The organism is Flavobacterium sp. B330r (assembly GCF_056824325.1).
Genome location: NZ_CP124860.1, coordinates 2,141,874 through 2,156,107, shown reverse-complemented (window position 1 = coordinate 2,156,107; position 14,234 = coordinate 2,141,874). Strand labels below are relative to the sequence as shown.

The following is a 14,234-nucleotide window of genomic DNA, read 5'->3' as shown; positions in this document are numbered from 1 at the left end:
TAGGTATGTGGGATTGGTTAATTTTTAAACTTGTTCAAAAATGCTTTTAAACTGATACAGGATTCTCTCAATTAAACGCAGATCTTCGGTTACAATCTCTGCATTTCCTTTCATTTCCTGCTGGAAAGCAATTTGTTTATTGTATGATGTTTTCAAACCGTTTGGAAGCGCAACATCTATAAGTAGATTTCCTTCTTTATCGGGCACCAGCGAAATATTTTTGATCTCTCCTTTTAAAACGCCAAATTCTCTATCAGGAAAATTTGCCAAACGAATATTCACCCTCTGCCCCACTTTTATTTTTCCTGAATTTAAAGCTGGAGCTTTTACTTTTCCTATGAAACTGTTTTTTGCATCTGGAATAATAGAAAACACGTTATCTCCAACATTTATAGTCTGATTTTCGTTCCAAACCTGCAAAAAGGTGACCTTTCCACTAATTGATGATTTTAAAGCATACGCCAACTCCCAATCTCTTATCACTTTTTTCAATTGATAAAAGGACTGAGAAACACTACGGTCGAGATTAACCTCTTCTTTAGTGCTATTTATTTGCAAATTCTGGCTTGATTTTGTGTTGTCAATCAAAGAAGATCTCAATTGAGAAATCGAGGACAGCAGGCTTCGATAGTTCTTTTGCGCCTGAAGGAAATTCAATTTTTTAACTTCCATTTCCTGAGCAGAAATAATTCCTTTATTGAACAGCGTTTCAAAACGAGCCACTTCATTTTTCTGAAGCTCCAATTCGCGTTCGTTAATTATTTTCTGTTGCTGCAGGATTTCCAGTCTTTCTGTTATTTGGACTTTTTCAGACTGTTGCGCTCTACTTTCTACCTGAAATGGATGCAGGTCTTTATTTAACTCCTGCGCTTGATAATCTTTCTGGAATGTAGCATACGCACTTTCTACTTCACCGAACTGAACATTTTTCAATAGCTCAAAAGGAAATTCTTTTTGGGAGTTATTGATGTCGTATTTGTCAACAATATCCTTTAGTCGAAAAATATCCTTGTAATTGGCTGTGTTTTCAATAATAGCCAATGTGCTGTTTTTAGGAACCAGCATTTTATTTTTAACCAAAATAGCCTCAATACGTCCAGAAGATTTTGAAACGATCTTCTCTGGCGGAATATTAGTGGTAATTACGATTTCTGTTTTTACAACATCTGGATATTTGACAAACCAGGAAACAAAAAACAATAAAACAATTATGGTAAATATTAAAACTGTTCCCCATCGTATCATCCAATGTGGTACTTTGGTCAGGATATCCTGAACCTCTTCGCTTCTTAATTCAAATGTATCTTTGTTCATGATTAATTTCCTAATTGCAGTTGGTTTTTAACCAATTCAAAATAATTACCTTTTTGTTCTACCAATGACGAATGGCTTCCTATCTCTATGATTTTTCCTTTATCTAAAACCACAATCTGATCAGCATTCATAACAGTACTCAATCGATGCGCGATTACCACAACCGTTTTTTCTTTGAAAAAGATATCGAGTTTTTTCATGATTTCTTTTTCATTATTGGCATCTAAAGCCGAAGTGGCTTCATCAAAAAATAAAATTTCGGGATTTTTATAAACGGCTCTTGCTATAAGCAAACGCTGTTTCTGTCCTGTACTCATTCCCAATCCTTCAGAACCTACCTTGGTATTAAAATTTAGAGGCAGCTCACTGATATATTGTTTAATATTTGCCACATCTGCAGCATAAAGCAATCTCTCTTTATCAATTTTATCAACTCCAATAGCAATGTTGTTCGCAATGGTATCACTAAAAATAAAACCTTCTTGCATTACGGCTCCAATATTAGCTCTCCATGCATGTTGCGAAATATTTTTAAGCTGTGCGTTTCCAATAAGCACTTCTCCTTTTTCGGGTTCGTAGAACTTGAGCAGGAGCTTCATTAAAGTCGTTTTACCGCTTCCGCTAACACCAACTATTGCCGTTACTTTATTGCTCGGAATTACAAGACTTAAATTGTCTAAAACAGGAATATCTGAACCTAAATATCGAAAAGAAAGGTTTTTAATTTCTATATCGACATCTTGCGGAACTTCACTTGTCTGGTTGACCTCCTGCTGGACTTCATCTTCTTTTTGATGGATTTCAGACAATCTGGCTAAAGATATTTTAGCATCCTGAAGCTCCCTAACAAATTCAATAAGCTGCGTAATCGGCCCATTTAAACTCCCAACAATCGAGCTGATTGCTAACATCATACCTAAAGTTATAGAACCATCAATCACTAATTTTGCCGAAAGAAATACGATAAAAATATTCTTTAATTCATTAATAATTGAAGAACCAATGGTTTGAGTCTGCTCCAAAACCAATCCTTTTATAGAAACCCTAAAAAGTCTTGCCTGAACATACTCCCAGCCCCATCGTTTTTGCTTTTCGGCATTATGAAGTTTAATTTCCTGCATTCCGTTTATCAGCTCTATTACTTTACTTTGCTCATTCGAAATTTCTGCAAATCGTTTATAATCTAATGCTTCTCTTCTTTTCAAGAATAGAATTATCCAACCAAAGTATAACACACTTCCTGCAAAAAAGACTAAAAAAATCTGCAGATTATAATAAGCCAAAACAGCTCCCATTATAAACATATTAATTACAGAAAATAGAACATTGAGCGATGATGTGGTAAGAATTTTTTCGATACGGCGATGATCATTTATTCGCTGCATGATATCTCCAGTCATTCGGACATCGAAGAAGGAAATAGGCAGATTCATTAATTTAATAAAGAAATCTGAAATAAGGGAAATATTGATTCGGGTTGATAAATGTAGTAGAATCCAGCTCCTAATAAGGTCCAAACCTGTTCTTCCAGCAAAAAGAAAAAGCTGGGCAAAAAGAACCAGATAAATAAAATTAAGATTTTGATTTTGGATTCCGACATCAACAATACTTTGAGTCAAGAAAGGGAAGATAAGCTGCAGCAAACTGCTGGCCAATAAACCGATACTCAACTGTATCAAAAATGATTTATAGCGAAGAATATAATGCGATAACAGTCCAAAACCTATTTCTCCACCTTCTTGTTTATCAAATTCAGACTGAAAGAAAACAGGTGTTGGTTCCAACAGCAATGCCACACCTTCTTTGGTTTGATCGTCGGCATTATTGCCAATCCAGAATTTTAAAAAGTCTTCTTTATTATATTGAATTAGTCCAAAACCTGGATCAGAAATATAGTATGTCCCTTTTTTGATTTTATAAAGTACAACATAATGGTTTTGGTTCCAATGCAGAACACAAGGCAAGGGCACCTCTTCTAATCTCTCCAGGCTTAGCTTTACCCCTAAAGTTCTAAAGCCTGTTTTTTCGGCAGCATCGCTTAAAAAAAGTAGATTACTTCCTTCACGAGTTGTCTCGCTTGCATCACGCAATTCCTGAATTTTGATTGTTTTTCCGTAATGTTTTGCAATTATTTTTAAACACGTTGGGCCACAATCTTTGTAATCTGCCTGTTTATAATGGGGAAATTTTTTCAATTTTCATTCAAATTTATTGTCAGCAATATAATCTAAAATACTTACAAAAGAGTATAAAATTACTATGATATTGCATCCTCTGCCATTTCACTAATAAAATATTTCAGATCCAGCAAATCATATTCAGAAGGATAGATACTTCCATTTATTAATTTTACAGGTACAGAATTGAATCCATTTTTTTCAAACCAATCATATTGTGTCTGGATTTGTACTTTAGTCTCATCTTCTATAACTATATCCCATTTCTTATTCCAATCTTCTATTGGAAGATTATCAATATGCCAGTCAGATAGTGCTTCAGCAACTTTTTCAGGATTATTTTTCTTGATTTGTAAAATTTTGCATGGAATAGTTACCGATGGATTGTCCTTATTAATATTAAACAAAATGCTCAAAGATATTTTATCAGGATAATTCTTTACCAAATCTACACCTTCTTTAAAAGCAATATGACAATATTTACAATTTGGACTCAAAATTAAATTTAGCTCGATTTTAGCATCTGAATTCCCTAAAAATATCTTATCAAGATTATGAAATTTCTCTTCTAAAACAAGCTTTGAATCCGTTAGTATTTTGAATATTTTATAATTACGCTTAAATCGTTTTAATTCCTTATTTTGTGTATTTAAATCTATATTTTTAGAAATAATTGGCTTTATTATCAACCAAGATGACATCACAAGAACTAAAGAGATTATATACTCAAAGTAAATACTATAAGAATAAAAATTTCCCTCAAATAAAACCGAATAATAAAAGCCTGCATTAAATAGTAGAATACATGATATTATCAAACACAGTAAACACCATTTTTTTAGTTTTACTTTTTGCAACCAAATAGAATATAAAATAAATGGAATTGCAACAATACTTAACATCCCAATAGTGAGAGTTGCTTTATATGTGTCAAAAATAAAACTAAAGAAGCTACTTCCGAAAAAAATCAGAGGTAAATCAGAAAAACTTAAAAGTCCAAAAAAGAATTGTTGATCTGATTTTATAACACTATTACATGATACTTCTTTACTTAAAGAACAAAATTTAAACAATGACTCTTCTGTCAAATTAAACTTTTCCTGAATTATAAAGATGCTAAATATAAGACCAACTAGTGTAGAAAAGAAAAAAACTAAATTGATCCAATTAAATGAATTATAAAATATAAAACCAAATATAAAAACTGTTGGCACAAGATAAAACCAATACTTGCTTTTGATATTAGCATTACCTTTTTTTTCTGTATTTGCCTCTAAACCAAGAACAATTCCAGTCCAAATGTCATTAAACTCATTCCGATTTAATATGATTGAATTTTGATTTTTATAATGAACTAAAATATTTAAATCTTTCTTTTCTATTAACACTAACTCTTCAGATATACTAGATTCATTTATTAATGCTAAAAAAGAATCTGGTAAATCTTCAAATTGATCGATAGAAATTCGAGTTGCTATATTTTCAATCTTTAGTATATCTAAAGTATCATTTATAGCAAACAAACTAGGATAATTAGGATGAGATAAAAATAGGTCAGTAAACTCTTCAGTTAAATATTTATAATCATTTAATACTAAAAATCTCTTTAGAAGCTTTTCCATTAATTTGTTTTTTTTCTAACCTTTTTACCTTTCTTGTTTTTTTGTTATCTATGATTATAACTACCTCTGTTACGTCATATGCGTTTTTATTAAAAAATAATAATGTAGATATTTTTAAATTTTCAAGCCATCTCGAAAATGCCTCTTTTAGATTTAAAATGCTTAAATAGAATTCAAAGAATATCTTATAGAACTTAATTCTAAAGGATTTCTCAGGATAAGAGGAAAAGTAATTCTTACCGATATAAAATTTTGAAGGTACTTTTTTCCAAAAAAAAGGCACAAAGTGTGGAAAATTCTTAAATGAGATTAAATGATACAATAGTATTTCGTACTGATCTTTAAAGCTAAGCGTACCATTATCCCAAAGTAAATTTCCTGGAACACCTTCAACAACAAAGAAATCAAAATAAGCTCTAATTTTTTCTTCCTGATTAAGTCTTTTTATCACATGAGTCATTGTTTCTATTTCCGATTCTAATTCAAAAATAGATTCTCCCGCTTGAAGCTCTGAAAACAAGTTGCCGCATTCATCAAATACAAAGTTTTTCTCGTTCTGAAAAACAAACTTATAATCTTTACTTTCCTCATATAATTTATTTACAAATTCATTATTTCTAAACAAAGTAAAAAAACCTGTAACGTATTCATCCCGAACACAGACCACATCAAAATTATCTAAAACCTCATCGGTCATAAATGTCCTTATATTTCCGAAGATTAAATCAATGTCTCCATGTCCCCAAAAGTCATAATCAGTAATAAATTCTGAAAAAATTACTCCATATGCGGGCTTAAAATCACATAATTTATAAGGAGAATTCAATGAAACAGAAAAGCCAATTTTCTCACTTATTAATTTTTTCAATTCTAAAAATGAGTATTCAATTACAATTATATTTTTCGGCAGTTCGTCATTAATTTTTATGTCTGTGAAAATTATAAAATCTACTAACGGATTGTACTTACATGATTCAATGAAAAATTTAAAATACCATGGGAATTTTCCATAGTAAGGATATAGCAAAGCTATTTTCTTAGGACTATCCATGCTCTAATTTATTTAATAAGGGAAGCCGTTATTTTATCATAAAATTTTTGTTTCTCGCTTGGATAACCTTCAACTAAAGTTATTTTTTTTGTTTTGTAATTATAAACAAAATAATGAGGCACATAATCAATAACTGCTTTCATTATTTTTTCATTTCTATAGATCTCGCTTGCAAAATAATGATACCCAACTAAACTGTAGTCGTTAATCATTTTCTTCCATAAATCAACACTTGCTTCGTTATCAATAGTCACATACATCGTTTTAATATCCTGTTTGCCTAAAAACAGATGCAGTTCGTCATTATATTCAAATTGTTTAATACATGGAGAGCAATATGTTGCCCAAAAATCAATGAACAAATTTTGATTTGGATATTTTTCAGCAATTGCCTCCTCAAAGGATTTCTTTTCATCAATAAGGCTATTTGAAATCGACAACCCAACAGTTGAGTCATACGAACTTAAACTTCCTATTGGAGAATTATTATTCTCCTTTTGTTTTAGATCATCTTCAAAAAGAAGATTCTCAATTATCATATTATAATTGCTTTCAGGATATTTTTTTATAAAGGCCCTGTAAACAGCTATTAAGTCTTTTTTATTTTTTACACAATTGAATCGTATTGACTCAAAAATACAACTTGCAATATATATTTCTTTGTATTGTTCGGGCTCTACAAAATCAATTACACCAAAATTTGATCTGCAACTTTTAAATAGCTCATCAAATTGATTCCAAAACCTATTGACTTTTTTATTTGTTTTTTTGGCCTGTGCTTCCATATTCCAACCCGTCATATAGAGGTTTTGATCCAATATGGTACTATACAAACTATTTTCGTTGAATACAGAATACTTTGAATTATAAAACTCAACTAATTTTTGAGCTTCTTTTGTATCAAATGCTAATCCTAATTTTTTTTTCGTTTCCTCATTTCTTCCGTTTTCTGAATAATTACCCGCAAAAAAATTAATTCGCCCCTCTATTTCAGCATTAACTGCTTTTAAACAATTCGCACTAATTTTTTTCTCTTTGTTTAAAACTTTGTAAAAATTAAATATTTTTTGTTTTTGAATATCTACATTTTTAATAACATCATCTGCATTTTTGTACTTTTTTAAAACCGTCAAAACATCAAAAACGCTATCTGCACTTAATTTTAAGTATGAATTATTTGTATAAAGGTTATTAAAAGCTGAATTATTCCCGCTTATTTCAATTCTATCTTTTTTTTGTTCTATTATTATGGAATCTCCTTTCTCTACAAAAAAAGAAAAACTTCCAAACATATACGGATCTTCATAAACTGTAATAAAGCCATTAGAATCTAATTCTAATTTTTTTACAAATTGGCCATTTTCAACTTTTATATCGTCGCTATTTTTTTTATAAAAACTTTTAGGATAATTTCCAATTGGTTTTGCTACTTTAAGAAGTTTGCCATTTTGTTTATCAAAACCTTTGCCTAGAATAACTGCATTATTTTGCGAAAAAGTTTCCTGGTTAAAAAATAGCACAAGAAACAAAACTAGTAGTCTTTGTTTATATTTATAAATACTTATAGTCATAATAATTTAAGATAATTCTGAAGGCTTTGTTGCTGATTAAAAGAAAAATTAATAAAGAGTAAGGAGTTCCCTCCTTACCCTACTCTGTAATTTAGCAACTTACATTGCAAGCAGAGCAACATGCGCTAGCAGAAGAATACTCTCCTAGATAACGACCATTGCAAGAGCAAGAAAATCCGCCATTAATACTCTTCATTTCAGCTTTGCTTAAAGCTTTACCAAATTTTTGTAAATTTTTCATAATTTAAAAATGTTATAGTTAGGAAATAACTCATAGAATAATTTTAAAGTTTTATGATTTGCTCGCGATCAAATTCACAATTTTAAGATTAAACTTATGATTATTATAAATATAATACTTTTAAACTTACAAAATAGTAATATTTAAATTTTAACATAAAAAAACAGAGAAGATATAATCTTCTCTGTTTCGTATTTAAAAACAAATTTTAGCAACACAATTTCTTTAGGACATGGTCGCGGTTACCCTAACCAAATAAAATTAACACAGCGACCAACTCCTAAGAATCTCAGTACCAATCATCAATACTGAGAATTTGCTCAATGTTCCACGATCGAGCGCCTATACATTCAAAAAAAACATGACTAAATTCTAAATAAGGCTATATCGTATTACTTTTAAAAAAAGTTAAAAATCAACAACAAAGACGACTTGTATCACAAATACCCGATGATGTATTTAGCGGACAAGTTTCGCCTAACGGTATTAAAATGCATCCTGCTTCCAAAGCATAAACCCAACAATCTGGAATTCCTCCCTTCATGGTCTTCTGCACATTTTTGTTAATGTACTGAGCACCTTCGAGTTTTAAAATCTTCTTTAACATAATTAATACCTTTTTTATATAATAACAGTGCTTGATTGTTACTATCTAAACATTAAAATTAGCAAGCATAATATTTCTCGACAGCAGTGTCATTGCAATTCAGTTCTTGTGAATACTCGCTTCCTAAAATGCTTTTCTGCTCTTTTTTTGTCAGCTTTCTTGTTTCTTTGCTTTTTAAAATTTTTTCTAACATAACTGGTTATTTACATTTTTGAGTTTAAGCCTCAAATCCCTAATAACTTGATGCTTAGTATTTATTCCTTAACAGCTTCCGACGTAACTATTTGGTATGCAACTCCAGTGTGCTGGCACAGTTCCAAATTCTGTACATCTTTTCGCTTTAAATCCATCTTCACAAATAGGAGCATGATCTCCATTCATTGTTTTCAGCTCATTTGCAGTCAATTCTACTGCACCTTTCAATTTCAAAATATTCTTTAACATAACTGCAGGTTTTAAATCGGGGGATTCACTTTTTCTATTTTAACAGTCGAAATTTCTGTTTTTTTATGCTGTCTTCTCTAAAACTTGAACTTCCTCAACAAAATCATTTAAGAAATATTTCAATTCGTTCAATTCATATTCATTTGGAAACAGCCTTTCATTGACAATTTTAATAGGTGTATAATTAAAATTGTTCATAGAGCACCAATCGTATTGTTTCTGAATTTCCTGATTTATCATCATGCTTACAGAATCAACATTCCATTTTTTAAGCCATTTTTTGTGAACCATTCTCTTGATATACCAATCTGAGATTGCTTCAACTGTTTTTCCTGGCGTTGTTCTATTAATTGTTAATAGTCTTTCTACAACTGCTTTGTAAGGATTGTCGTTGTTTTCTGGATTAATATTAAAGAGAACATTCAAAAATATTTTGTCTGGAAACTTCAATACTAAATCGAAAGCTTCTTGAAAAGTTTTATAACAATGTCCGCAACTTGGGCTAAGAATTACAGAAAGTCTAACTCCTGCATTTTTATTGCCAAATGTCAAGCCTCTTAAATCTTCAAATCCTTTTGTATATTTTACTTTTTTAGATAAGAAATTTAATAGCGAATAATTTCTTTTAAATTTTTTAAGCTCTTTTAAAGAGTTCTCATTATCAAGCATTTTTTTAATCATCACTTTAACTGTCGCCCAGATCGGAATTAAAAGCAATAAAGAAAATACATAAGGAAAAATGGCATTAAAACTAAAACTCAATGTAAAAAGATCTGATGAAAACCAAACAATACTTTGAACCAAGATTAAGAATGATATTGCTAAACACATTATACACCATTTTTGAATCTCGAATTTCTGAATCCAGATCGAACAAACTATTATTGGAATGGCTAATAGACTTAAGAATCCAATAAAAATAGCCGAACTTAAAGGCTGAACTAATATGGCAATGATGCTTGATCCAAAGAAAAGCAATGGCAAATCTGAAAAACTCAACCATCTATTTGCAATATCATCATTGAAACTTATTACAGAATGGCAAGAAGAATTTGAACTTAAATTACAGAATTTTGAAATTACGGTGTTTTTAACTCCCCATTTCTCCTGTACAATAAATATGCTTACAACAAAACCTAGTACTGATGTTACCAAAAAGGAAGCGCTAAACAAATCAAAACGATTAAAGAAGAAAGATAATCCAGCTACTAGGGCAAGAGGCAGAAAATATTTCAACCAATTGTATTCTATTTTAAGATTATCTCTTGCTACAACATTGTTTGGTTCAATAGCTACAATTACACCATTCCAGTCTAAAAGGAATTTATCATAAGATAATTTTTGAGTTCCTTTTTTTGTTGTTGTGATTCTAACGCCGCTTTTAATTTTTTCTACCAGTATTAATTCGTCTTTAAAATAAGCCAAAAAGTTTGAAGGCAAATCTTCAATCTGCTCTTTCGAAACTCTCACTGCTGCGTTCTCTACAGAAAGCAAATCAAACGAGTCTGTAATGGCAAACAAACTCGGATAATTTGGATGTGACAAAAACAGATCCTTAAACTCATTTTTGATATCTGAGTAGCGATTGATTTGCAGAAATTTTTGGACCAGCTTTAACATCGTTTTGGATCGTTTTTAAATCATAATTACACTGCAAAGATTGGGGTTTTTATTGATTAAAATCGCATGAACACATACATTTTATTAATTATACCACATACAATTTATAAATTATACCAAGTATAGTAACCAAGGCAACATGTTGAAAAACAAGGTTTTAAATGTTTATTTATTTATCAAAAAGCTTCAAAAGCCCATTTTCGATTAACGGTTTCGCTTTTTATCTAGTTTTGGATAAGTAATAATCTAAACATTAATAAACATGAAAAATAGGCCCTAAAAAAGAGGTGATTTTACAAGAAAAAAATCATAAAAAGAGGATGCAAAAAATGACCAATTTAGTCCATAATTGATCCCCCAAAAGAACAAAAAACACTCCCAAAAAAGCAAAGAAAAACAATTTTAAAAAACAGGAATTAACTTATAAATAAATCTCTTTTTCTACTGCTTTTAATGACCAAAAAATAAACCCAAAAAACTTTACATAATCAATTTTTAGCGCTGTTTTTTATCGCATCTGATATGACTGCCAAAAAATATTTATGAAAGATTTATAGTACTAATTTTCAATAATACAAATATCAAAAACATGAAAAATTCAAAATTAACATTCAGCGATTTTCAAATAGATAAACTTTCTAAAGAAGAACAAAAAATAATTAGAGGGGGAAATATAGACCCCAATGATGTAAACGAGCCAAAAAAAACTGGCGGAAACGGGAACCCATAAACAATAGAAAAAACTCTTTAAAAACTAATCCAAAAAAAATTAAAAGTCATGAAAAATAGCAAATTAACATTCGAAAATTTTCAATTAGAAACAATCTCCAGAAAAGAGCTAAAAACAATTAAAGGAGGTGACGACCCAATTATTGATCCAAATAATCAAAACGAACCTAAAAAAACTGGCGGAAACGGGAATCCATAAGCAATAGAAAAAAAACTCTTTAAAAACTAATCCAAAAAATTAAAAGTCATGAAAAATAGCAAATTAGCATTCGGAAATTTTCAATTAGAAGCAATCTCTAGAAAAGAGCTAAAAACAATTAAAGGAGGTGACGATCCAATTGATCCAAATAATCAAAACGAACCTAAAAAAACTGGCGGAAACGGGAATCCATAAGCAATAGAAAAAAAACTCTTTAAAAACTAATCCAAAAAATTAAAAGTCATGAAAAATAGCAAATTAGCATTCGAAAAATTTCAATTAGAAGCAATCTCTAGAAAAGAGCTAAAAACAATTAAAGGAGGTGACGATCCAATTGATCCAAATAATCAAAACGAGCCTAAAAAAACTGGCGGAAACGGGAATCCATAAACAATAGAAAAAAACTCTAAAAACTAATCCAAAAAAATAAAGTCATGAAAAATAGCAAATTAACATTCGAAAAATTTCAATTAGAAGCAATCTCTAGAAAAGAGCTAAAAACAATTAAAGGAGGTGACGATCCAATTGATCCAAATAATCAAAACGAGCCTAAAAAAACGGGCGGGAATGGAAATCCCTAAGCAATAGAAAAAACTTTTAAAAACTAATCCAAAAAAAAATAAAGTCTTGAAAAATAAAAAATTAACATTCGGAAATTTTCAATTAGAAGCAATCTCTAGAAAAGAGCTAAAAACAATTAAAGGAGGAGGTGACGATCCAACTATTGATCCAAATAATCAAAACGAGCCTAAAAAAACTGGCGGAAATGGAAACAATTAAAAAAAAGTTACATCTTATGAAACTAGATATTATTCGCAAATTGAGCTGGAGACACTCCGGTTCTTTTGCGAAATGATTTTGCAAAAGATACGGCATTTTTAAAACCAACACTTTCTGCAATTGCCTGCGTCGAATATTTTCGATACAAATGGTTTGTAATCATCTGATTGATCACGTAGTTAATTTTCAATTCATTAGAATATTCACTAAATGATTTTCCAAATCTTTTATTCACTACATAAGACAAATAAGTGGTATTGGTCTTTATTTTTTTTGCAGCATAGGAAAGCGTAAAATCGGCATTTAAGTATTCTAGCTTTTCTTCCAAAAGCAATAGTTTTTCTACTATTTTATTTTCTTTGGCTTCGTCGATACTCAAATTAGCATTTTCTTTTTTCAAGGCAACATCCTCTACTTCTGGAATTTCTGTTACTATTGCTTCAGCTGCAACTTGCTCAGTTTCTGTTTTTTCAAGTTCTTTTCTTTCCAGATTAGCTTTGAACTCTTCAATTAAAGCGTTCATTTTCTTTTGCGCTTTATTTTTATCCCTAATATTTTTTATGAGAAAAAATACAATTCCAACTACGAGAATGACATAAAATATTTTTAATGCTTTATTCCAAAACACTTCATATTTATATTTCTCCTGAACGCTAAGCATTTCTCCGCTAAGATCTGCCGTACCCAATTTATAGTTAACCTCTAATGCTTCATCTCTTAGATTTCCTTCATATTTTTCATAAGAATCCAAGTATAGTTTAGAGTGTTTGTAGGCTAACTCAGGTTCATTTTTGATACTGTAAATTTTAGCCTGTATATAGTTAGACCTAAAAAAACTAATGTCTACCGTTTTATTTTTTTGACTAATAGAATCTACCTTTTTTAAAAATATAAGTGCTCTATCATATTTTTTAATCGAATAATAAAGGTCTCCTAAATTAAAACAAGCAACTTGATATAGCGATTCATTGTCCACTTGTTTTGCATAAAAAGAGATATCGTAATAAATTTTTTCGGCGTTGGTAAAGTCCTTTTTAAACACATAAATATTACCTAAACTAAGTTTGGCAGTAGTCTTGTTATCAATAAATTTATCCGAATAGGCTACACTTTTTTTATAATAATATTCTGCAGAATCTAATAAATAGCTTTTTTCACGATTTTTAGAATAATAACCTTCATAAGAATTTCCAAGATTGGTATAAGTGTTACTTTTAGAATTTTGAAACTGATCTTTTTCGTACAGACTTTCATTCTTGTCTAAGAATGCTTCATTTTGTTTTAAGATTTTTATAGATAACTGATAGTTGCCAACACTTTCATTAAGCAAGGCAATATTGGCTTTAAATTTTACAATTTGAACAACGTCACCTATTTTAGTAGAAAGTTTAACCCCTTCCTGATAGCTGCCTAGAGCCTTACCATAATTAGATCTTTTCCAATAAGTAAGACCTCTATAGTTACATAGATAAGCTTGCAGTTTTGTTTTTTCGTTTGATTCAGGAATCTTGTCTAAGTGCTTTATCGCTTCCGCATACATTTTTTCAGACTTATCAGCATCTCCTTTTAACTGATACAAATACGAACCTGCGCCATAAGCAAAAGCTTTGTGGATGTTATCTTTAGACTTAAGCATCTGATTCACATAACCTAAGCCTTCATCATTATCTCCATTAACACTAAAGCGAATTTTATCCTGTAATTCTAAATACTTTTCTTCTGTAAGCTCTCCATTGGTTTGAGCAGCTCCACTGCAAAGCATTAGTAATAAAAAGAAAAAAGAGATGATCAGCCTCATTAAGTTTGTTTTTGGAATTCAAAAATAGTCTATAAATTATCAATAAACTACAATTTATTTGCCAAATTCCTATTAATTTTA

14 protein-coding genes are annotated in these 14,234 nt (G+C 30.2%); 6 read left to right on the top strand and 8 right to left on the bottom strand.

All coding sequences use genetic code 11. From position 1 onward, the window contains the following. Positions 1 to 24: 24 nt before the first annotated feature. The 7 genes from QLQ95_RS09805 to QLQ95_RS09775 all read right to left on the bottom strand — a co-directional run bounded on the left by QLQ95_RS09805 (position 25) and on the right by QLQ95_RS09775 (position 10,647). The gene (locus QLQ95_RS09805) at positions 25 to 1,314 is read right to left on the bottom strand and encodes an HlyD family secretion protein (protein WP_320494656.1); all 1,290 of its coding nucleotides are present in this window, start codon (positions 1,312 to 1,314) and stop codon (positions 25 to 27) included. A 2-nt stretch (positions 1,315 to 1,316) separates the two neighbouring features. After that, a complete protein-coding gene (locus tag QLQ95_RS09800; protein WP_095929702.1) occupies positions 1,317 to 3,509 on the bottom strand; it encodes a peptidase domain-containing ABC transporter in 2,193 nt (730 codons plus the stop codon). 62 nt (positions 3,510 to 3,571) lie between these two features. Continuing rightward, the gene (locus QLQ95_RS09795) at positions 3,572 to 5,113 is read right to left on the bottom strand and encodes a vitamin K epoxide reductase family protein (RefSeq protein WP_482503607.1); all 1,542 of its coding nucleotides are present in this window, start codon (positions 5,111 to 5,113) and stop codon (positions 3,572 to 3,574) included. Beyond that, complete coding sequence (locus tag QLQ95_RS09790) at positions 5,076 to 6,164, bottom strand: DUF6625 family protein (protein ID WP_482503606.1); 1,089 nt, start codon at positions 6,162 to 6,164, stop codon at positions 5,076 to 5,078. Before QLQ95_RS09790 ends, QLQ95_RS09795 begins: the two co-directional genes overlap by 38 nt. A gap of 8 nt (positions 6,165 to 6,172) precedes the next feature. Continuing rightward, positions 6,173 to 7,735: a TlpA family protein disulfide reductase gene (locus tag QLQ95_RS09785; protein WP_428239025.1), complete on the bottom strand. Its 1,563-nt coding sequence runs from the start codon at positions 7,733 to 7,735 to the stop codon at positions 6,173 to 6,175. Positions 7,736 to 8,844: 1,109 nt separating this feature from the next. Beyond that, positions 8,845 to 9,027 carry a hypothetical protein gene (locus QLQ95_RS09780; protein WP_320494651.1) on the bottom strand — a complete coding sequence of 61 codons (183 nt, stop codon included), beginning with the start codon at positions 9,025 to 9,027 and terminating at the stop codon, positions 8,845 to 8,847. 63 nt (positions 9,028 to 9,090) lie between these two features. Next, positions 9,091 to 10,647 (bottom strand): vitamin K epoxide reductase family protein, encoded by a 1,557-nt coding sequence (locus QLQ95_RS09775; RefSeq protein WP_095929697.1) that lies wholly within the window; start codon positions 10,645 to 10,647, stop codon positions 9,091 to 9,093. A gap of 589 nt (positions 10,648 to 11,236) precedes the next feature. On the opposite strand from QLQ95_RS09775, the gene QLQ95_RS09770 reads away from it, so the two are divergent. The 6 genes from QLQ95_RS09770 to QLQ95_RS09745 are packed head-to-tail and all read left to right on the top strand — an operon-like array spanning position 11,237 to position 12,355. Further along, a complete protein-coding gene (locus tag QLQ95_RS09770) occupies positions 11,237 to 11,377 on the top strand; it encodes an rSAM-modified peptide (protein ID WP_095929696.1) in 141 nt (46 codons plus the stop codon). 48 nt (positions 11,378 to 11,425) lie between these two features. Then, a complete protein-coding gene (locus QLQ95_RS09765; RefSeq protein WP_428239024.1) occupies positions 11,426 to 11,575 on the top strand; it encodes an rSAM-modified peptide in 150 nt (49 codons plus the stop codon). 48 nt (positions 11,576 to 11,623) lie between these two features. Further along, positions 11,624 to 11,770: an rSAM-modified peptide gene (locus QLQ95_RS09760; RefSeq protein ID WP_320494650.1), complete on the top strand. Its 147-nt coding sequence runs from the start codon at positions 11,624 to 11,626 to the stop codon at positions 11,768 to 11,770. A 48-nt stretch (positions 11,771 to 11,818) separates the two neighbouring features. Next, positions 11,819 to 11,965: an rSAM-modified peptide gene (locus QLQ95_RS09755; protein ID WP_428239023.1), complete on the top strand. Its 147-nt coding sequence runs from the start codon at positions 11,819 to 11,821 to the stop codon at positions 11,963 to 11,965. A gap of 44 nt (positions 11,966 to 12,009) precedes the next feature. Then, positions 12,010 to 12,156, top strand: a complete 147-nt coding sequence (locus QLQ95_RS09750; RefSeq protein ID WP_095929693.1) for a TIGR04149 family rSAM-modified RiPP — start codon at positions 12,010 to 12,012, stop codon at positions 12,154 to 12,156. 46 nt (positions 12,157 to 12,202) lie between these two features. Further along, positions 12,203 to 12,355 carry a TIGR04149 family rSAM-modified RiPP gene (locus QLQ95_RS09745; RefSeq protein WP_095929692.1) on the top strand — a complete coding sequence of 51 codons (153 nt, stop codon included), beginning with the start codon at positions 12,203 to 12,205 and terminating at the stop codon, positions 12,353 to 12,355. Positions 12,356 to 12,377: 22 nt separating this feature from the next. On the opposite strand, the gene QLQ95_RS09740 is transcribed toward QLQ95_RS09745, so the two are convergent. After that, a complete protein-coding gene (locus QLQ95_RS09740) occupies positions 12,378 to 14,153 on the bottom strand; it encodes a helix-turn-helix domain-containing protein (protein ID WP_482503602.1) in 1,776 nt (591 codons plus the stop codon). Positions 14,154 to 14,234: the final 81 nt, after the last annotated feature.